General features: G+C 42.3%; 20 protein-coding genes. 4 read left to right on the top strand and 16 right to left on the bottom strand.

Annotated features, from left to right (window positions below; all coding sequences use genetic code 11):
- Positions 1-22 precede the first annotated feature (22 nt).
- Positions 23-1,921 carry a penicillin-binding protein 2 gene (mrdA, locus tag ELZ11_RS11160; protein ID WP_137357479.1) on the top strand — a complete coding sequence of 633 codons (1,899 nt, stop codon included), beginning with the start codon at positions 23-25 and terminating at the stop codon, positions 1,919-1,921.
- A 117-nt stretch (positions 1,922-2,038) separates the two neighbouring features.
- On the opposite strand, the gene ELZ11_RS11155 is transcribed toward mrdA, so the two are convergent.
- Positions 2,039-2,656 (bottom strand): DNA-J related domain-containing protein, encoded by a 618-nt coding sequence (locus ELZ11_RS11155; RefSeq protein ID WP_137357478.1) that lies wholly within the window; start codon positions 2,654-2,656, stop codon positions 2,039-2,041.
- Positions 2,657-2,804: 148 nt separating this feature from the next.
- Positions 2,805-3,644: an isopenicillin N synthase family dioxygenase gene (locus tag ELZ11_RS11150; protein WP_137357477.1), complete on the bottom strand. Its 840-nt coding sequence runs from the start codon at positions 3,642-3,644 to the stop codon at positions 2,805-2,807.
- Between the two features lie 204 nt (positions 3,645-3,848).
- On the opposite strand from ELZ11_RS11150, the gene ELZ11_RS11145 reads away from it, so the two are divergent.
- On the top strand, positions 3,849-4,457 hold the full coding sequence (locus ELZ11_RS11145) for a DUF2238 domain-containing protein (RefSeq protein WP_137357476.1): 609 nt from the start codon (positions 3,849-3,851) through the stop codon (positions 4,455-4,457).
- A gap of 229 nt (positions 4,458-4,686) precedes the next feature.
- Here ELZ11_RS11145 and cutA read toward each other — a convergent pair whose 3' ends face one another.
- The 6 genes from cutA to ELZ11_RS11115 all read right to left on the bottom strand — a co-directional run bounded on the left by cutA (position 4,687) and on the right by ELZ11_RS11115 (position 8,792).
- Positions 4,687-5,037: a divalent-cation tolerance protein CutA gene (gene cutA / locus ELZ11_RS11140; protein WP_137357475.1), complete on the bottom strand. Its 351-nt coding sequence runs from the start codon at positions 5,035-5,037 to the stop codon at positions 4,687-4,689.
- 141 nt (positions 5,038-5,178) lie between these two features.
- Positions 5,179-5,430, bottom strand: coding sequence for a hypothetical protein (locus ELZ11_RS11135; protein WP_137357474.1), 252 nt, complete (start codon positions 5,428-5,430; stop codon positions 5,179-5,181).
- A complete protein-coding gene (locus ELZ11_RS11130; protein ID WP_137357473.1) occupies positions 5,430-6,317 on the bottom strand; it encodes a DMT family transporter in 888 nt (295 codons plus the stop codon). Before ELZ11_RS11130 ends, ELZ11_RS11135 begins: the two co-directional genes overlap by 1 nt.
- Positions 6,314-8,008, bottom strand: coding sequence for an SgrR family transcriptional regulator (locus ELZ11_RS11125; protein ID WP_137357472.1), 1,695 nt, complete (start codon positions 8,006-8,008; stop codon positions 6,314-6,316). The genes ELZ11_RS11130 and ELZ11_RS11125 overlap by 4 nt, the downstream gene beginning before the upstream one ends.
- Positions 8,009-8,102: 94 nt before the next feature.
- Complete coding sequence (locus ELZ11_RS11120) at positions 8,103-8,336, bottom strand: DUF3389 domain-containing protein (protein ID WP_137357471.1); 234 nt, start codon at positions 8,334-8,336, stop codon at positions 8,103-8,105.
- A 27-nt stretch (positions 8,337-8,363) separates the two neighbouring features.
- On the bottom strand, positions 8,364-8,792 hold the full coding sequence (locus ELZ11_RS11115; RefSeq protein WP_137357470.1) for a hotdog fold thioesterase: 429 nt from the start codon (positions 8,790-8,792) through the stop codon (positions 8,364-8,366).
- Positions 8,793-8,873: 81 nt separating this feature from the next.
- Here ELZ11_RS11115 and ELZ11_RS11110 point away from each other — a divergent pair, with 81 nt between their 5' ends.
- On the top strand, positions 8,874-9,665 hold the full coding sequence (locus ELZ11_RS11110) for a M48 family metallopeptidase (protein ID WP_137357469.1): 792 nt from the start codon (positions 8,874-8,876) through the stop codon (positions 9,663-9,665).
- 37 nt (positions 9,666-9,702) lie between these two features.
- On the opposite strand, the gene ELZ11_RS11105 is transcribed toward ELZ11_RS11110, so the two are convergent.
- On the bottom strand, positions 9,703-10,785 hold the full coding sequence (locus ELZ11_RS11105) for a site-2 protease family protein (RefSeq protein WP_137357468.1): 1,083 nt from the start codon (positions 10,783-10,785) through the stop codon (positions 9,703-9,705).
- Between the two features lie 269 nt (positions 10,786-11,054).
- On the opposite strand from ELZ11_RS11105, the gene ELZ11_RS11100 reads away from it, so the two are divergent.
- Positions 11,055-11,612, top strand: a complete 558-nt coding sequence (locus tag ELZ11_RS11100) for a PhnA domain-containing protein (RefSeq protein WP_137357467.1) — start codon at positions 11,055-11,057, stop codon at positions 11,610-11,612.
- 72 nt (positions 11,613-11,684) lie between these two features.
- Here the strand turns inward: ELZ11_RS11100 and ELZ11_RS11095 are convergent, their stop codons facing one another.
- The 7 genes from ELZ11_RS11095 to ELZ11_RS11065 all read right to left on the bottom strand — a co-directional run bounded on the left by ELZ11_RS11095 (position 11,685) and on the right by ELZ11_RS11065 (position 18,977).
- Positions 11,685-12,617: an alpha/beta hydrolase gene (locus ELZ11_RS11095; protein WP_137357466.1), complete on the bottom strand. Its 933-nt coding sequence runs from the start codon at positions 12,615-12,617 to the stop codon at positions 11,685-11,687.
- Between the two features lie 326 nt (positions 12,618-12,943).
- Positions 12,944-13,690, bottom strand: a complete 747-nt coding sequence (locus ELZ11_RS11090) for a substrate-binding periplasmic protein (protein ID WP_137357465.1) — start codon at positions 13,688-13,690, stop codon at positions 12,944-12,946.
- 135 nt (positions 13,691-13,825) lie between these two features.
- Complete coding sequence (locus ELZ11_RS11085; RefSeq protein ID WP_137357464.1) at positions 13,826-14,305, bottom strand: aminoacyl-tRNA deacylase; 480 nt, start codon at positions 14,303-14,305, stop codon at positions 13,826-13,828.
- A 107-nt stretch (positions 14,306-14,412) separates the two neighbouring features.
- The gene (locus ELZ11_RS11080; RefSeq protein WP_208746705.1) at positions 14,413-15,126 is read right to left on the bottom strand and encodes a DUF1223 domain-containing protein; all 714 of its coding nucleotides are present in this window, start codon (positions 15,124-15,126) and stop codon (positions 14,413-14,415) included.
- A 118-nt stretch (positions 15,127-15,244) separates the two neighbouring features.
- On the bottom strand, positions 15,245-15,436 hold the full coding sequence (locus ELZ11_RS11075; RefSeq protein ID WP_137357463.1) for a hypothetical protein: 192 nt from the start codon (positions 15,434-15,436) through the stop codon (positions 15,245-15,247).
- Positions 15,437-15,750: 314 nt separating this feature from the next.
- Positions 15,751-16,755, bottom strand: coding sequence for a TerC/Alx family metal homeostasis membrane protein (locus tag ELZ11_RS11070; RefSeq protein WP_137357462.1), 1,005 nt, complete (start codon positions 16,753-16,755; stop codon positions 15,751-15,753).
- A gap of 479 nt (positions 16,756-17,234) precedes the next feature.
- The gene (locus ELZ11_RS11065; RefSeq protein WP_137357461.1) at positions 17,235-18,977 is read right to left on the bottom strand and encodes a bifunctional metallophosphatase/5'-nucleotidase; all 1,743 of its coding nucleotides are present in this window, start codon (positions 18,975-18,977) and stop codon (positions 17,235-17,237) included.
- Positions 18,978-19,204: the final 227 nt, after the last annotated feature.

Below are 19,204 nucleotides of genomic sequence, written 5' to 3'. Positions count from 1 at the left end.
GAATGTAACAAGGTCAACTTCGATGAATCATAAGCGCGTTAAGTTTCGTGATCATAAAGGCGAAGTAAAACTATTCCAACGACGTGTAATCGTAGCGTTTTCCGGAATCCTCTTGCTCACTATGGTACTGATCGCCAACCTCTACCATTTGCAGGTTAGGAACTTTGATGACTACCAAACTCGCTCTGACGGCAATCGCATTAAAATTCTCCCTATTCCGCCAACTCGTGGTCTGATATATGACAGAAATGGTGCGCTATTGGCTGAGAACAAACTTGTTTATGCCCTGACCATGATTCCCGAGCAAACGGAAAACGTTGAGTCGATGCTGGAGCAACTCAATAAAATCATTCCTCTTGAACCAAAACAGGTTAATAAGTTTAGGAAGCGCTTTCACAAAGCGCGTCGTTTTAAATCGGTGATGATTTTAGATAACTTAAATGAAGTAGAGATTGCTAAGTTTTCTGTACATCAATATCAGTTTCCTAGCCTATCTATCGAAACCAGCTTGAAGCGATACTACCCTAACGGCGAAGTACTCACACATGTTCTAGGTTATGTTGCACATATTAACGATAACGATTTAAGGCGTTTAGCGGAAAACGGTAAAGACGCCAATTATCAGGCGACACAAGTGATTGGGAAGCTTGGTGTCGAGAAGTACTACGAAGATATTTTACATGGTCAGAAAGGCTATCAAGAAGTTGAAGTGAACAGCCGAGGTCGGGTTGTTCGTACTATTAAGTATGTTCCTCCTGTTGCTGGTAAAGATATCGTGCTCAATATCGATCTTGAACTTCAAAAGTACGTGTACCAACAACTCGACCACAGAACTGGCAGTGCCGTTATCTTAGACCCACAGGATAATAGTGTGCTGGCGATGGCTTCTAGCCCAAGCTATGACCCCAATTTATTTGTCGATGGTATTTCAAGTAAGAATTATCAGCGCCTATTGAATGATCCGGCTCGCCCGTTAGTTAATCGCACTACGTTAGGTGTGTACCCTCCTGCATCTACCGTGAAACCATTTATGGCGGTTGCTGGTTTACAAGAACATGTGATTACCAAAAACACCACTCGAAACGATCATGGCGTATGGCGGATTCCGGGTTCAAAGCCAAACTCCAAAGCGTGGCGAGATTGGAAACGTTGGGGGCACGGACCGGTCGATGTGACCAAGGCAATTGAAGAATCGGTTGACTCATTTTTTTATCAAACCGCTTTTGACTTAGGAATGGATAGAATTTCAACGTGGATGAATCGATTCGGTTTCGGAAAACCCACGGGCATTGATATCTATGAAGAAAGTAATGCCAATATGCCAACTCGAGATTGGAAAATGGCACGTTATCGCACACCTTGGTATCAGGGCGACACTGTTCCTATTGGGATCGGGCAAGGCTATTGGACTGCCACTCCGATGCAGCTAGCGAAAGCCACATCGGTTTTGATTAATCACGGAAAGGTTATGCCACCACATATATTGCGAGCAACGCTTGATCATGGCACTGATTTCGATCTGCAGCATTTGATGGCTCCGAAACCATTACCTTCAATTACAGGCGTTAGTGATGAAGCGTGGGATATCCCCATTAATGCGATGCGTTTGGTTAATCACGGGAGTCATGGTAGTGGCCGCCGTGCTTTTAAGAACGCGGAATATACGAGTGGTGGTAAATCGGGTACCGCTCAGGTGTTTGACTTAGATGAAGGGCAAGTTTATAACTCGAAGAAGCTAGCTCGTCATCTGCTCGACCACGCTTTGTATACTGCTTTTGCCCCATATGACAACCCAGAATATGTGGCGACTGTTGTTATTGAGCATGGTAATGGCGGTTCTAAAGTTGGCGCACCCTATTTAAGAAAAGTGCTCGACTATGCGTTTGAACATCAAGCAGATTTATCTAAGAATCATTCTTGAGCACTGCACAAAGAGCGTAAGAATTCCGAATTAAGCTCATGAAAACTCAAAGCCCTCGTATTCTATCTCTTGCTAGTGGATAGTTTTTACGAGGGCTTTGTAATTCTGTCAAAACAATCAGTGTCTTAAAACGTTCCAAGCTTCACATAGAACTCTAAACTTGTCGGTATTTCCGCTATCCCTGTCTGGGTGCCATTTGAGTGCTAATTTTCGCCAACGCTTACGAATGTCTGGCTGAGTCGCATCGTGTGGCAGCTCGAATAAGCTGAGGGCTTTGGCTCTGTCCATATCTGCCCCATTGGTACTGCCGACAAACTTTCTATAACGGCTCCAAAACTCGTTAAGTAAGCGTTTAACTTCGCCTTCTTCTGCTTCGTAATTATGCCAGTGAACATAATAGTCACGGAGAGGATCCTCATGATCAACCGCATGAGACGAGGCTTGATGGCTTGGCATTAACACGATATCCATCGCGCAGACTTGCAACCAATTGTCTGGATATAGAGTTTCTTGTAATTGGTAAAGCGCATTCATAATCAAGAAGTTGCGCTTGAATAAGTCTTTTTCTGGTACCACATCGAGTATCGGCACTAACCCTAACTCATTTAAGTGTGCAGACAGGGTATGAACCTTCCAACCACTCGGCTTTTTTCTCAACACTTCCAATATGGGCCACAAAAGCGGGTTCTCCATATAGGTTTGAAAAGTTGCGCTGATATTATGATTTTCTGACATATACCTACTACCTTGAAGACTCTCTTATTTAATTGAAATCCATTGGTAAGTATTTGTCGAGTAGGATTACATTTGACTGCGCGTTTCTTGAACCAAGCAACAAAAAAGGCCAGCAAATGCTGACCTTTTAGATAATCTGCTACCAGAGTTAGATAACGCCTAGTTCGCGTAGACGCTCCATCAAGTATTCATTTGCCGTGTATTTCTCAGATAAAACAACATCTGGCTTCGGGTGAAGGAACAGAGGAAGTGAAATACGAGATTTCTCTTGGCGTGCGCCTGTTGGATTAATTACACGGTGCGTTGTCGATGGGAAGTAACCACCAGATGCTTCTTGAAGCATGTCACCGATGTTAATGATTAGGTTACCAAAATCACATGGTACGTCTAACCAATCACCTTCTTTTGACTTAACTTGTAGACCAGGCTCGTTTGCAGCCGGAAGTACAGTCAGTAAGTTGATGTCTTCATGTGCTGCAGCGCGAATTGCGCCCGGCTCTTCATCACCTTGCATTGGTGGGTAGTGAAGTACACGTAGAAGTGTTTGTTCACTGCCATTAATCATTTCTGACAATGCGATAGAGAATTTCTCTTGAACGTCTTTAGGAGCGTGAGCTTCAACCCAACCTAATAGTTCTTCAGCGAATGCATTAGCGCGCGCGTAGTAGTCTAAGATCTGCTCTTTTAGTTGCTCTGGGATCTGACCCCAAGGGTAAACATGGAAGTACTCTTTAATATCTTTTACAGAGTGGCCCTTTGCCACTTCAGATACTGATGGTGGGAAGTAACCATCTTGAGTTTCTACATTGAAGTGAAAGTCATTTTTTTGTTCAGATATGAAGAATTGGTACCAATTTTCGTAGATAGATTCTACGAGTTCTTTAGGGATTGGGTGATTCTTAAGAACACCAAATCCAGTTTCGCGTAATGAGTTTACAAATTGTTCCGCTGCATCGTCAGCAAGATAATCGACAGTTTCCAGTTTCATGACTTTACTTTCTTGTTTGTAGTAATTGTGCCGTGATTTTAGTGAGCCATAGTAGGTAAATCAAACTTTAATGAAATGTAAGGTTTCGTTAGACGATATTGTGGGCGATGAATTCGATTTCCAACAGATTTCGTAATTTAAAACGCAATTGTACAGTGTTTAATTAAGTGTCATTATAGTCAAAATAATTCATTGGAGTTATCTATGTTCCGAGTAAGCACAAGTCAAAGTTCCACGTTAGGTATTTTGACGCTGTTATATAGCGCCATTTTTCTATTCTCAGCATATGAACCTTCATCACGTGCGGTTTGGATCGCTGAAATCGTCCCTGCTCTCATAATTTTGCTCGGCATTTGGTGGATATCGACTAAATACACTTTCAGTAAAACCGCTTATGTACTGATGTTCATTTGGCTGGCGTTACATACCATCGGAGCTAAGTACACTTTCTCAGAAGTCCCATTTGACTGGTTTAACAATATGATAGGTTCAGAGCGTAACAACTTTGACCGAGTTGCTCACTTTTCAATTGGGCTCTATGCCTATCCCCTTGCTGAATATTTACTGAAAAATAAGTTATGCAGACCTCTGCTGGCGTGTCTATTTTCATTGTTCGCTATCGTGAGTGTGGCTGCTGGATACGAAATTATTGAGTGGTGGTACGCAGAGATCGCTGGCGGTGATGAAGGCATCGCATTTTTAGGGTCGCAAGGCGATATTTGGGACGCGCAAAAGGACATGTTATGCGACACGATGGGAGCCGTTTTATCTCTAGCTCTACTTGGTTTTCAAGGGCGGGTGAAAGAGTACTGATAATATGACTGATTTACGGAAAGACTCGAACGTAAAGAATATACGGCTGGAAAGCTGCTGTTTTCGCTAAGGCAAATATCCCCCAAATATATCACAACGGTAACTCACTCTTGGCCTTGGACATTTGTTACTGTCGTTTTAGATTTAAGTTACCTTGTAACATTCCCAACCAAAACATAGTTAAGGGTACAGCGAATTCAGGGAATAATGTTGAGCCTAAGTGATAGCGTTACTCTTTATTGCCGGTAACTTGTTCTATCCAGCTTAAATAGGGATTGAACCCCTCTTTGATTTCTAGTTGAACAATCTGAGGAACATCATATTCGTGATGCGCGCAGATTGTTTGCTCAAGCACTTGATAACACTTTTTTTGCGTCTTAATCACGAGCAAAGTTTCTTTGTCGCTGCACACTTTCCCTTCCCAAACGTAATGGCTGCTTATCGGCAAAGTTTGAATACATGCTGCTAAGCTTGATTCTAGTAACGCGCGGATAATGAGGCTCTCTTGTTCTGGGCTATTTACTGTCGTCAGTACGACACAGAACTCGTCAGGTTGTTCGGCATTGGGGCTATTTTTCATTTGAAATCCTCTAATGAGCTAACGCTGACATCGAAATCACGATAATTATAATGATATAGCCAAATGGATTGATTTTATGGTAATTGTTAGAAATTTATCGGGGTGGATACAATGATGATATAGTTTAATTCTATATCACTACTATTTCATTGTGACTTTTCCACCAATCATCTTGAACGCAGGAGTACCACGAACTAAAGTATCTCGGGCGAACTCTATACCACAACCCGGGCAGTAACAGGGTTTCTCAGTGTAATCTTCCACAATACGCTCTTTGAAGCATTTCACTAATGCACCTTTGCCGCCTTTACGATATTTAAATAGCTGAGTTCGACATTTTCCACAGAAGATTTCTACCGTTTTGCTCGGCTGTTTTTTGTTTGGTTTTGCCATTACTTTGTATCGTTGTTCCTGTTATTAGAGTTTAGTTTCGGTGCGAGCAACACACATCCAATCCCACATAAAATAATGCTAGAAGACACTATAAAATGTAACGTCAATGGTTCGGCCAGTAATATCACGCCACCAGCTGTCGCGATAACAGGAACAGATAATTGTGATACTGAAGCCGTTACTGTGGAAATATGACGAAGTGCTGAATACCACAATGCGTACCCGGCGCCAGATGCAAGGCTTCCAGATAAAATCGCGTAGATAATACCATCTTGTGTGACATGAAGGTTCCCACTTAACAGCAGCCCTACGACTAAAGCGAAAGGGACCGCCAGCGAGAAGTTAACAGCGGTAGACACCAAGGGTTGTTCTCCGCCTTTGCCAAATAACGTATAGAATCCCCAAGCGATTCCAGCGAGCAGCATCAATGCGATTGAGAGAGTATTCATTGTTGACTGTGAAGAGCCTGGCGCCAATAAATACACTAGCCCACTAATGGAGATTAAACATCCAGCCCATTCTAGGGTATTTAATTTATGGCCTTTGATTACGTGGCTTGCGATCATCGTGAATTGAACCGCAGCAAATAGGACTAAAGCACCAAGCCCTGCGCCTAAATCGATGTATGCGTAAGAGAAGCCGAACATATACACCAATAATGCGAATGTCGATTTCACACTTACAAAACGTCTTAATTCTGCGGCTGAAAATTCGACTGGTTTTAGCAATAGCACCAGTAACATCAAAGTCGACGCACCAGAGATGATTCGAATGGCAGTAAAGCTATATGCATCAATTGAAGAATCTGCTAACGCCCAGCGGCACAATACCGAGTTCGCAGCGAAAGCAATGAGTGCAAGTAAGGTTAACGTTACGGTGTTTTTCATTGGCCGCCTAATTCAGGTTTAACCCAAACCTGACTGAAATCGAACCAACCGAGAGCATTGCATTTTGCATTCTGAAGTGTGCCACACTGATCTTTATTCACGCCGAGCCAACAATGAAACATAGGGACTATTTGGTTCGAGTTAACTAATTCCTTTCCAATTTTCCGCGCAGGAAACTTTTCAAACTCTCCTGCTCTCCATCGATCGACTAAATGCGCCCATTGGTCAAAATCATCCAGCGGACTTAGGTTTTCGATATCGCTGTAATCAAGTAGCCATCCTGCAAGTGCATCGTCGCGATTATTAGCAATCCCCATTGGTTTGATCCAAACATCGACTTGTTCGGGATCCGGATGAGTGATGTCATAAGTAATGAATTCTACTGTAATATCGTGAGCCTTAAGAATTGATGCAATGCCCTTAGCTACCGTCGGAAACATTGGATGTTGTGGTTGGTAAGCGACTCTCAGCGTTTGCTGGCTTTCTGGAAGCTCAACCTCTTGATTAGGCATTACGTCATACCAACCAGGTTTTAGTCCGTATGCATGCAGCACGCCTAGTTCAATGACGGTAGATTGAGGTATGTGAGCGAACAAATTGGAAGCGCTTAGCGTATTGGCAAGAAAGCTCGCCCACTCGGGATCTTGAGCGATACCGCTTCGGCGATTAAGCAATAAATATGTACAACCGGGATCGAGTTCAACTTCGTCTGTCGCACTACGGTCAGCAATCGTCGGCTTCGTTAAGCTTGGAAAGACCATGGAAGAATAAGCTTCATCCACAACCCAAACTTCGACACGATCCATTAAAGGACGAAATCCAAAATAGCCATCAAAAGCATGAAGAATAAGTCGTTTCTCGTCATTTATTTCCACTTTATATGGGCCGGTACCAATCGGTTTTGTATCGTAATCCTCATTACGCAAGCTCACAGGCAGTGTGATTTTTGCCTGCGTCTCAGTAAGAGCAAGAGGGAAATATTTGTCCGGCTGAGTCAGCATGACATCGACTACCCAAGGCGCCGGAGAAGTAACCTCTTTGATGTGAGAAAACATGTTTAATGATTCTAGGTTACTCAACCCATCAACTACGTATTCAGTTAATAATGGCTCGCCGTTATGAAAACGTACCCCAGGGCGCAGGTAAAAACGCCAATGTTTTTCAGAGATGGATTGCCATGAATGAGCAAGATCTGGTTGTAACTGATCGTTATCATCAAGCTTGGTTAAGCCGCTAAATACTTGCCCTGCAATGTGCTGCTCACTACGTCGCATCGATTTCAAAGGGTCTAACATGGAAAGTGGGCGGTAATACGGAAGTCGAACCACTTGTTCCCCTTCCTGATATTGAACGCCTAAATACCCTTGAATTACCTGAGTCAATTTAGCGGCGTCGCGGTCTAAAACCGCAAGCGCTTGCCCTATTTTTCCTTCTTCGAGGTAACGTCTGGCAAGGTTTTCACTAACGTCATTGCGATTTCGTTTAAAATTGAGTTGTGAAAGTTTTCCGCGTCCCGCTGCCGGGTGCCATTCAATCCAACCTTCTTCTGCAAGCTTGTTGAGCACAATCCTAGCGTTTCGACGAGTACAACAAAGTACATCAGTAATATCTTCTAGCTGAATGCCAGTGTCTTTACCATCGAAGTGTTCGAATAGGGTTTCAAATTGAACGCGGAGTCTTGGGCTACTCATAAAGAGGAAATCATACTTTAGGGGAGATAAGTACAGTTTCCTCATTTTTAGAGAGATTCGCAAGTTTAGTTACGAAGAATTGTAATAAGGAATGTTAAAGAATCGCGATACCAATCGCTGCGGCGAGTGCGTCTAGTTGCGCCTCAGTATCTAATTTAATTGACCATTTGCACTCAGCACCATTGACAGAAATAACATTGGCACCATTACCTATCAATTGAATGGCATCGGTTTGAGCTTGCATAGTTACACGATGCTCCCCGTCTAATCTCACAACAATTTCGTGAGGTGTCGCGATAATTTTTCCGCTTTTAAAATTTATAACCAAAGCTTACCTTCAACTTATTTTCATTCATTAACGACGTTTATGTTTTTTCACAGCAATAGTAAGGCGGCTTGTACACACTAATCGTTGTCGTTCATCAGTAATGTTAATCTGCCACACTTGTGTCGAAGCACCTAAGTGGATTGGGGTCGCTTCACCTATCACGTGCCCTTCTCGCATCGCTCGAACGTGATTAGCATTAATATCGAGGCCAACGCAGTAATAATCGTCGGACACACAGTAATTGGCCGCGACAGAGCCTAACGTTTCGGCCAGGACCACTGAAGCGCCACCGTGCAGCATACCTAAAGGCTGATGAGTAAAATGACAAACAGGCATCGTTGCCTTCAAAGAATTGTCATTCAACTCTGAATAAACAATATCAAGATGGTCAATTAAAGTGTTTTTAGAGGTCGCGTTAAGTGCTTCTAAATCTATCGGTTTTTTCCAAATACTCACGCATATTCCTTAATCGTTGTTTTAGTTATCACTCAAGTTGATGTTAACATGGCTAAATATCGTATTACATGAGGATATTGTATGACGCCATGGATGAAAGCATCGACGATGCTTGTCGTAGCCGGTCTCACAGCTTGTAGTGCCTCTCCTACCGGACGCAACCAATTATTACTTTTTTCAGATCAAGACATGTCGCAACTTGGGGCAACATCTTTTGAGCAGATGAAAAAAGAGCAACCTATCAGTAAAGATGCCAAAACTAACGCTTACGTCCAGTGTGTAGCGAACAGCATCACCCAATACATCCCGAAACAAAAGGGATTTAGTGAATGGGAAGTCGTGGTTTTTGATAGTGACCAAGTGAATGCATTTGCGTTACCGGGAGGTAAAATCGGTGTATACACTGGCCTTCTTAAGGTTGCAGTAAATCAAGATCAGCTAGCGACGGTTATTGGCCACGAGGTCGCACACGTTCTTGCGGATCACAGTAACGAACGCCTATCTCAATCCCAAATCGCCAATACTGGTTTACAACTCACCAGTATCGCCGTTGGTGCCTCTGAATATAATCAATATCAAGGCGTAACGATGGCTGCGTTAGGGCTTGGCGTTCAATATGGGGTGATCTTGCCGTATGGTCGAACTCAAGAATCTGAAGCTGATATTGTTGGTTTAGACTATATGGCTAAAGCGGGATTTGATCCGAAACAAAGCGTGGATTTGTGGAAAAATATGGCCAAGGCATCTGGCGGAAGCGCGCCTCCAGAATTGCTGTCGACTCACCCATCGCACAATACACGGATAAAAGATTTACAAGCGACAATCAAGACACTTCCAAACTACGGTACGTCTCGTCCAAACTGTAAAGCCTGATAAAAAGCCCAGTACTAATAACTGGGCTTTTTTGATATTAGGTACCGAGTATTTGCATCGGTAAACTTAGTAATTGATCGCCAGTTGACGCAAAATACCAAATGATGCCAATCAATCCAGAAACTAAACCGACGTACCATGCAAACGAAACGATTTGGCCGTATCGATCTAATGGCAACAAATGACTATGGTGTCGACCTTTCCATTCAAACAGGATCTCTACACTTCCCATAATCAGTAAGAAGCCAAACAAAGTTAGATTCAGCTGGTAACTTAGAATAACGCCACCAATCGCGGCTGCCACACATAGCACAATCCCAAGCATGCTGTTCATTGAAAAGCTGATGCTCTTTAGAACGTGACCACCATCCAACGGCAGAATTGGCAATAAGTTAAATAGGTTTAATAGAGCATTAAATACCGCGAGCCCTGCGAAAAACATCTCGCCCGTCGCCCAATAAAGAAGCGTAAAAATAACCGACAAAATTAGGCCAAAAAAAGGCCCCATGATTGAAATAACGACATCTTGCCAACGGGTGTTAATTTTCTCATCCGATAATGCTAATCCACCTAAAAATGGGATTAGGTAAATACCTTTAGTTTTCATCCCAAAGTATTTCATCGCACGAATATGCCCGTACTCGTGAAACATTAGACATGCGATAAGCGCTAAAGCAAATTGAATCGAAAAAAGCCACGAATAAGCCGCGAGACTCGCAGACGCAAGTACTACCTTGATAAGCTTGGCACTTTTTAACGCTTTCATCCCAAGCGATACGAGTCCGATAATGCTAAATCGTTTTTCAGCCTTTGGCGCGACTACGGGAGTTTGTTGTTCTATGTCTTTAGTGTTTCGAGAGCCTTCTGCAACAACTTGACTGTTTACCGTTGCTACATAATCCATTTCGAATGGTTGCCACTGAACATTGGTTGTGACTTCGCAAGTAAGCTCCTCTGTGCCATTCGCAAGCTTGAACGTATGCTTTCTATTTTCATCTGCTTCTGAACTCGCATCGAGCTGTGAAACTAAAGTGTTATCCCAAAACAGCTGTTGCCAACCAGCCATTGAGCCTTCTAGCCTCAAAGGTCTACCAAGAAAATCTATCGCAAGTAATTCCAATCTTTAATCCAATTCAATTACATCTAAACAAAGGCATATTATGCCGATTCAACATTATCGGGTAAAGGTAGGCTCCAAGTATAATTTTCTAGTAAATACTCGCGTTTTTTACGTAAATGGCGACAATTTAATCTGGATTTCAAGCAACGACATTTCAGTAACTAGCCCGCAAAAGCTATTCGAGACAGAATGCCGTTTCACCCCTTTCATTCTCTTTCATAAAGTGGATAATAGCCCCGTTATTAATACCTATTAAATGTGAGCTCTTTATGTCTTCTGAAGCAACTATGCTTGAACGCTGCCAATCTAAATGTGAACTATGTGGTTCTGATTCTTCTTTAACTGCATACGCAGTACCACCACACAGCCACGTCACTGTGGATCACGGTATCATGGTATGTGAAAAGTGTTTAAGCGAAATTGACGACCCTAAAGATATCAATCACTGGCGTTGTCTTAACGACAGCATGTGGAGCCAAGAAGCTCCTGTTCAAGTCACAGCATGGCGTCAGCTTACTCGTCTAAACTCTGAAAGCTGGGCTCAAGACCTGTTAGACATGATGTACCTTGAAGAAGAAACATCAGTATGGGCGCAAATTGGTATGTCTGACGACGACAAACCTCTAGATGTTAACGGTGTTGAACTGAAAAAAGGTGACGACGTAACAGTTATCAAGGACCTTCCAGTAAAAGGGACTAACCAAGTAATTAAGCAAGGCACGGTAATCCGTGGCATCAGCGTTGGCGACGATCCTAAGCTAGTTTCTGGTAAAACAAACGGCGGTCAATCTATGTACGTTATCGCTGAGTTCTGCCGTAAGAAGTAGACGTATCAGTTAAATAGAAAGGCGCTCACTGAGCGCCTTTTTTCATGTACGAAAATCAAATCCCGAACTAACCTACTCACCTATTATTGGTTTAAAAAATGAAAACACATTTTGATTTTCACTTTCAGGAGTCAAGAACATACTATGCCGGGAAAAACTAAGGTTCTTCACGCCAGTAAAATCTTTATAGATGGGTGGATTAGGCTCATTGGGCTTAGGCACATTACCTAAACGCCTGTTCACGAAAGTTTTATGGTTGTATAGATTAGAGAGTTCAAGGATCTTATCTTTCTGATGTGTTGTTACTACAACCTTGTCCCCTTTATCAATCGAATCTATCCAAGCTCGATGACCTTCATTGTCTTCGTCTGCCTGATGCAACAAAACATTATCAAAAGGCATTAACGCATGGTTCAATTCACGATGCTCTTTCGAAAGTTTGAGCACTCGATGTCCCAAACTATGACAAACGAAATTAGCCTGAATATCGCCTTCGGGGAGCGCGTTTGTAAACATCTGGAGGCTTTCACTTAGGTCCTTAGCTGAATGACTAGCATTAGCGCGAGCTTTCCCATACTGTTTTAACTTACGTTTTAACTGCCTTGTTAAGTAACGCCCCACGTTCGGTTGGATCGGAATCCACCCCAAAACAGAACGTACTTTTCCATGGTGTACCGATGGCCATGAAAATGCGATTACATTCACGTCATACAGCTTCCTAAGTTCAAAACACTTTTTGAGGTTCTTATTAAGCGTCTGGTTATTTCCGTGAACAAAAAATACCCAAGGCTTACCATTTGCGTCACTTATCTCATCTTTTAAAAACTGTTGTTCTTGCCCTTTAGGCACTAATCTAAGGGAATACTTTTTAGGCTTACTACCTGGATTAACTTCCGCGCATCTAAGCCTGTGATCTGATTTAGTTAGCTTATTTTTAAATAGGGTTTCTCCGGTTCGATTTGGTCTCACCCCTCGATTAGAAATAAGCAGTATTTTATTAGCCATACTTCCACCGTTGTCTATTTTGCTCTTAGATGAACATTAAAGGCACCTAGCCAAGGTTCATATAGTTAGAGCATCGGTTAATGCAAGATAGTAAACCAACTCGCATATGAAACAGTGTTTTTAGTATAGGCGTTATTTGTAAACCTTTCGCAAGTGCCAGGCATGACAATGGATCTACTCATTATCCCATTAAAGGCTAAAGCGCAAAAAGAAACTGGATAACAGAAACTTAATTGTAATCGAGTGGATGAAATCTATTCGCGAGAGGGTGAGTTAAAGGCTAAGTTCAGATGATGTGATCGGATTAAACTGCGTCGATTACCCCATTAAAACTTATCCAACTCGCTAAAATAGGTTTCAATGATGTGGTCATACTGCCCTTCACTTTTCATGGATTTCAGCTCATTATCGAACGCTTTAATTAACTCTCGATGCTGGTTTAATTTTGAAAACGCGATGTAGCTTGGGGTCGATTCTATTGGTGGGTCCATCAGATGGATCTGCTCACTCACGCCCATTTTAGCTGCAATGCTTCTTGCACCGTATTCGTTACTTGGCCATAAATCGACTCTACCTGATAAGAGCATCAATACACATTGTTCAGTCGCCGTTACGTAGTGAACGGCTTTGAAACGATTGGAGTCAATTACGCCATCTAGCCACTTTCCGTAACTCACATTGCTAACGACACATATTTCCCAATCACTTAGGTTTGTGTAATCCCAAACTAAGTCACTTACCTTTAAAGTCGCCATCGTAATATTCTGTTCGAACAATACTTGCTGGCTATAATCAGCGAAGCGTTCACGTTCTAATGTTTTGAATGCGGTAAAAATGCCATCGGCAGTACCTGATTCGATATAGCTTATCGCTCTACCCCATGGCAAAACTTCAATGGATATTTCCACATCCAACTTAGAGAAAATGGCTTCGACCAAACGGACTGCGACTCCGTCTATTTTATCTTCGTGAACTTCAATGTAAGGCGGATAATCGAGAGTTACCAACTTCAATGGCTCATTAGCAAAACTACAAATAGAAAATAGACAAGTCATGAGGATAAGTTTTTTCATAGATGCTCACTAACCTATGGAATAACACGCTTTATTATTAAGTTTAGTTTGAATGACGCTAATGGTTTGAAAGGTATAGTACTGAAACGCAGAAAAGGCGCATACAGCGCCTTTCGTTTACACAGTGGAAGCTCGTCAATGGTACATCTCTTTACCAAACCGCGTGTGTTTGGCATGCGATGTGATTTTTTTGAACGCTTCTTGATCAAGTTTAAGTAAGGTCTGGTGATCACCAGCCTCTATGTACACTTCATCCAATATGTCGAGTAACTGATCGCACACGACCATCATATTGTAAGCTTCTCCAACCGGCGGGATTGCACCCTCGTCACAATCAGAGAACATGTTGTAGACAGCTTCTTCCTTCATCAGTTGAAACTTGGCGTTAAACTTCGCATTGAGCACGGACATACTGATTTTTTTGTCTGCTGGTAGCACAGCCATCATGTTATGTCCGTCATGATCTTCCAATACCACGGCCTTAGCGACTTGCTTCAAAGGTATTCTTGAAGCAACCGCCGAACTTAGCGATCCGTTACTGTGTACATGTTCAACTGTTTTATAGTCAATATCATGCGTCTGTAGGAACTGATTCAACCTTGTTGAGATAGTCATAGACCCTCCTTGGCTCTCTAAAGTAAAACGTACTGTAGATATGAGCGGTAATGTCTTTAACAGGGTTAAGTATAGCGCTTATATATAGCATATTCGGTACACTAACCTTAGCGCTCTACTTTTCCTGCTACGGTCTGAAGCGGTACGAAGGAGCGGGATGTAGTAACCCAAGCTGCGAGCACGTCATAATTTTTCGCAGCTATGTCGATAGTCCATTTACCATCGGAAGAACGCTGCTGGTGTTGTTCTAATACCACAAAGCTGTGATCAAGCTGTTTTCCTCGGTTTTCACCCGCTTTTACTTTGCTCGTTCGACTTGTGGCAATCGCTACTAATGTTAAGTCGAGCTCATGAGCTTGTTCGTACGTGACTTTTACTTGATTTCCTTCTAGTGACATCGTCAGCCTTAGCGAATCACTTTGGTTCGCTTGAGGTAATGATTGATCAAGCCAATTGAAGAAACCACGCCACTCTTTTCCATCTACTACAAACCCTGGCGTGTATACACTGCTTACCACCCCATACTTTCTATAGAGTTGTTGGCGCAAAGTGAACGAGGGTTGAGCGTATGGATCTTTCCAACCGAGATAATCCCAATAGTCGACATGAAACGCCATTGGAATCGTTTCAACCCAAAGTTCTGATTCACCATTCAAGTTTGATAAGTATTTATCAGCAGGAGGACAACTCGAACACCCTTCAGAGGTGTAGAGCTCAATGATTTGCGCAGGAGCACCGCTGTGCGACCAAGTCTGCGCAGTAACCACCGAACTCAAAGAAACGAGTGGTAGTAGAAATGACAATGCTTTAAACGATTTCATCAGAGGCCCTTTATTTAACGTGGGTAACTAAAGAGACCGCAGTAAACCTTGAAAAATTTCTAAAAAAAACGCCAGCATAACTGCTGGCGTTTTTTAGAATTCGGATGCGCTATTATGATTAACGGTATAAACCGATATCTTTTTGCATGTGACCAGATAGGTCGTTCGCGTAGTAGCTGCGTGGTGCGCTGTTGTCTACGAAAAGAACATCTAGAATGTGTGCAATCAATCCTTTGAAGTTAACCGAGTAGGTCTTCTTATCCATAGAGTTAGGAACAGCGATAGTATTCATTTGCATTGCTTGAGCCATGATTGCCTCTCTATAAATTTGTTAACGTGTTTCGTTTTGTTGAGATGAATATTAGTCGTTTTTTTTATGGTTAAAAAATGACAAAAATTGAACCTTCGCATTAGTTTATCTAATCAAACAACAAATTAACAATTGCCAGAAATTCAAATTCACACCAGGCGCATAAATATTCATAACAAACCTAATTAGATGAATATCGTACAAACACTACGCTCAATAAGATGATTGGCATCACAATATATTAACAATAAATAATTTATTGATGACACCAATCAACCATAATTCCCCTACTTTTAAATTAGTTTTATTAGGTATTAATTCGATTGATCAATCATTGATTTCTTACTATAGACCGAAGCAATTACCGCTACAGACATCACACTAATAAGTACAGTTAACGATATTACAGTCGGGATTTCCCATGAAGTGCCCACAAGTAGCATTTTCACACCAATGAAAACCATGATGAAAGATAACGCTGGTTTTAGGTAAATAAACTTGTCCATCATCCCTTGGAGAACAAAGTACAATGAACGTAACCCTAGCAATGCGAATACATTAGCCGCTAATACTAAGAACGGTTCACGAGTAACAGCGAATATTGCAGGGATCGAGTCTAATGCAAACATTACGTCCATCACTGCGATTACACCGATAACTAAAACCATTGGCGTCACCACCCATTTACCCGCTTCTTTTACCATTAGCGAGTTGCCGTGGTAGCTTGAACTCACGTTAACGAACTTACGGATCAGTTTCTCCGGATAAGGGCTAACTGTTTCTTCACCTTTATCGAAAGCTAACTTAAAGCCCGTCCAAATAAGGAAAGCCGCAAACACATACAACACCCAGTGGTACTGTTCTAATAGTTGCGCACCGACCGCTATCATTACAGCCCTGAGGATCAATGCACCGATAACCCCCCACAATAACGCACGCGGGCGCAAATGCTCCGGCACTTGGTATTGCGAGAATATGATGGCAAAGACGAACAGGTTGTCGACACTGAGCGATTTCTCAAGCAGATAGCCAGTTATAAAAGAGACAACCGCTTTCTCTGCACTGTAGTCACTTCTCGGCGCATAAACGTCCCAAAAGAAATAAATACTTGCCGCAAAAACAAATGCGAGTAAGAACCAAAATACGCTCCAAATCGCAGCTTTACGGATCGCAATATTCCCACCACGAGTTTGATAAATGTCGATAGACACTAACACCAACGTCAGTAGGAAAAATCCGATGTAAGTCATCGAGCTTGAAGATACTACAGCGTGCTCCGCTGCATTGTTTATAACAGATAAGGATTGTGTTGAGTTCATCATTCCTCCGGGCGGAAGAACTGTGTAGTAGACCTTCCGCATACAAAACATGCCGAAATACCATATGTACTTCAGCGTTGAATGCGTTGGTCTCGTTGAAGTGGAATTTATCCACCTTTACTTACCGGATAAGCTATTCGCTTAACGAGATGACGATAAGTAAACTTGCGCTAACTACTCCCCAAACAATTGGATAGTATTCCTGAAAACCGGACTCGTCTAGCTTTATTTTCGTTCAAAAAACAAAAAGGAGCACACTGCTCCTTTTATGTTTTTTAACGGTTAATACCATTTATTAAATGAATAATTAACTCAGAATCTCACACGCCAGCTAGTGGTACAAAGTAGACCAATGCCGACCATGCAGATACCCAACCAACCACTACGGCGGTATCAACCCAGTCCCTATTCCACATACCCTCTCCCTAACCCAGTTAAACACTATCGTCTTCTAGGTAGTTAAAGGTTATGAGCAAATATTATACCAATGCGGAGGCTAAACAGTCGAAAGAGTGACCTTGGTTAAGCGCGTCTTTATTATCCGTTAAAAATTCAATGAAACAGTCTGCCATCGAAAGGTTGGTCACTGTACCTTCACCGTTCATATCGAGAATAGCGTCATATCCTTCTTTCCCTTTCATCGTGTAAGCTGAAGAGGAACCACGGTATTTCTTATTGTTTTCAACCGGTTGCCAGCCTACATCGTCCAAGTGGATTTTTAAGTCAACAATGCGATCCCCTTTTGGACGCTGGGCATCGTATCGATAACTCAAATTATGAGTATAAGGAAAACTACCAGAACCAGTACCAACCACACCATTGTTTAACGCGTTGTTTATGGCGCCTTCCAACGTAAGTTGCAAAGTCTTGCCGCTTATTTCATAAACACCAATAGGAACGGCAAATGGGAGCAATTTCCCGGCAATATCTGCCACCGAAACATCGCCGACATTAAGTGAATTTCTAACTCCTCCTGCATTATGGATGGCAAACTGCGTTGGGTGGCCTTTTTTATTCATACTATGCACGAAGGATTGAGCGACCAGCGGGGCTAATTGGCTCGGTCCGTTTTCATCTGGAATTCGAACATGTCTTAACTTGCTTGAAGTAGACGCAATGATCTGCTGTTGAAGCTTTCTTACTCTTGGAATGTATTTATCTACAAGTAGGCTCTGAATCTGAGGATCTTTCTTGCAAACCACTACATTAGAATGTGCATTCAAATAATTGCAAGCAAGTTCATGCGCATAATCGGATCCAGTTTCGCTCAAATTTGCATCTAGAAACAATCGACGGCCAAGGAGCAGCTCATTTTTTCCGCTAAATCGAGTTACCAGACCTTCAGCGGAAAACTCGATTTCGCAATGCCCTAAACTCATGGCATGAAACCCAGCCTGAACAATATAGGTATCGCCAACCCTCACTCCATAATCATCATCTTTAGCTAAACCGATATCAGAAAAGTCACCCTGTAACCTGTGACTATGGCCACCAACAATAATACTGATACCTTGTATCTGTTTTGCTAGTTCTAAATCAGCTTCGTAACCTAAGTGGCTAAGCAACACGATTTTGTTGATACCGGCACTGTGTATCTGCTTTATCGTTTCAGTCGCCGTTTCTATTGCATTCGTGAACGGAGTATCAGGGTCAGGGTTTGCTATATCGGCCATCTTATCGAGTGATAATCCGAAAATGGCGACAAGCTCTCCATTAAAGTCTTTGGTGATATAACTCGCGCTTTGCGTTTCGGGCTGGTAAGGCTTGATACTTGGATTGTCAGATAAAGTGAAGGCTTTGGTTTTGTCCTCATTAGATAAGTCCCAGTTGCCCGCTAGCAAAGGAAACTCAATTTTTTTTGCAAACTTGGCAACTGGCTCGTTTCCCATGTCTAATTCATGGTTACCTAATGTCATCGCATCGATCTCTAAAGAATTCAGTAAATCGGCGTTCGCTCTTCCTTTGAATAACGAGAAATACAAGGTGCCTTGAAAGCAGTCCCCGGCATGCAAGAACAAAGTCCCCTTGCCCTGTCGAGTTGCTTCAGATTTGATCTGTTTGAAACGAGTAGCGATGCGTGCGAAGCCACCAGCACTGACATAAGGTTCTATGATGCTGTTGTTCACTTTTAATGATAGCTGTAATGACGTTGGCTCAAAGTAGGAATGGGTGTCGTTAATATGTGCCAGTACCATTTTGACTGGCTTATTCTTTTTAGTCATATTTTCTCTCTCTTTTTCCCTTCCATACTAAGAGGAGAATCATGACAGAATCGTGAATTTTATGAAACTTAACTGCAAAGAAATTTCTTATCTTTTTACACGGTCACATTATATAGAGGAATAGAAGGTTAGGTATTTGCGTCACAATTGTGACAACGCCGCCTACGCTGCCGGAATTTATCTATTATGATTAAAGATATCTGTTAGCTTTCAATACATTAGCAGAT

The organism is Vibrio profundi, from assembly GCF_005281835.1.
GTDB classification, from domain to species: domain Bacteria; phylum Pseudomonadota; class Gammaproteobacteria; order Enterobacterales; family Vibrionaceae; genus Vibrio; species Vibrio profundi.
Note: the sequence above shows the minus strand (reverse complement) of the source record. Positions and strands in the feature narration are given on the sequence as shown.

Bases quoted from the DNA above. Each gene is read 5' to 3' on its own strand.
- ELZ11_RS11135 (WP_137357474.1), bottom strand. From the start codon at position 5,430: ATGGCAAAACCAAACAAAAAACAGCCGAGCAAAACGGTAGAAATCTTC.
- ELZ11_RS11125 (WP_137357472.1), bottom strand. From the start codon at position 8,008: ATGAGTAGCCCAAGACTCCGCGTTCAATTTGAAACCCTATTCGAACAC.
- ELZ11_RS11080 (WP_208746705.1), bottom strand. From the start codon at position 15,126: ATGAAATCGTTTAAAGCATTGTCATTTCTACTACCACTCGTTTCTTTG.
- cutA (WP_137357475.1), bottom strand. From the start codon at position 5,037: ATGAAAAATAGCCCCAATGCCGAACAACCTGACGAGTTCTGTGTCGTA.
- ELZ11_RS11100 (WP_137357467.1), top strand. From the start codon at position 11,055: ATGTCTTCTGAAGCAACTATGCTTGAACGCTGCCAATCTAAATGTGAA.
- ELZ11_RS11095 (WP_137357466.1), bottom strand. From the start codon at position 12,617: ATGGCTAATAAAATACTGCTTATTTCTAATCGAGGGGTGAGACCAAAT.
- ELZ11_RS11130 (WP_137357473.1), bottom strand. From the start codon at position 6,317: ATGAAAAACACCGTAACGTTAACCTTACTTGCACTCATTGCTTTCGCT.
- ELZ11_RS11065 (WP_137357461.1), bottom strand. From the start codon at position 18,977: ATGACTAAAAAGAATAAGCCAGTCAAAATGGTACTGGCACATATTAAC.
- ELZ11_RS11155 (WP_137357478.1), bottom strand. From the start codon at position 2,656: ATGTCAGAAAATCATAATATCAGCGCAACTTTTCAAACCTATATGGAG.
- ELZ11_RS11085 (WP_137357464.1), bottom strand. From the start codon at position 14,305: ATGACTATCTCAACAAGGTTGAATCAGTTCCTACAGACGCATGATATT.
- ELZ11_RS11075 (WP_137357463.1), bottom strand. From the start codon at position 15,436: ATGGCTCAAGCAATGCAAATGAATACTATCGCTGTTCCTAACTCTATG.
- ELZ11_RS11145 (WP_137357476.1), top strand. From the start codon at position 3,849: ATGTTCCGAGTAAGCACAAGTCAAAGTTCCACGTTAGGTATTTTGACG.
- ELZ11_RS11070 (WP_137357462.1), bottom strand. From the start codon at position 16,755: ATGAACTCAACACAATCCTTATCTGTTATAAACAATGCAGCGGAGCAC.
- ELZ11_RS11110 (WP_137357469.1), top strand. From the start codon at position 8,874: ATGACGCCATGGATGAAAGCATCGACGATGCTTGTCGTAGCCGGTCTC.
- mrdA (WP_137357479.1), top strand. From the start codon at position 23: ATGAATCATAAGCGCGTTAAGTTTCGTGATCATAAAGGCGAAGTAAAA.
- ELZ11_RS11090 (WP_137357465.1), bottom strand. From the start codon at position 13,690: ATGAAAAAACTTATCCTCATGACTTGTCTATTTTCTATTTGTAGTTTT.
- ELZ11_RS11150 (WP_137357477.1), bottom strand. From the start codon at position 3,644: ATGAAACTGGAAACTGTCGATTATCTTGCTGACGATGCAGCGGAACAA.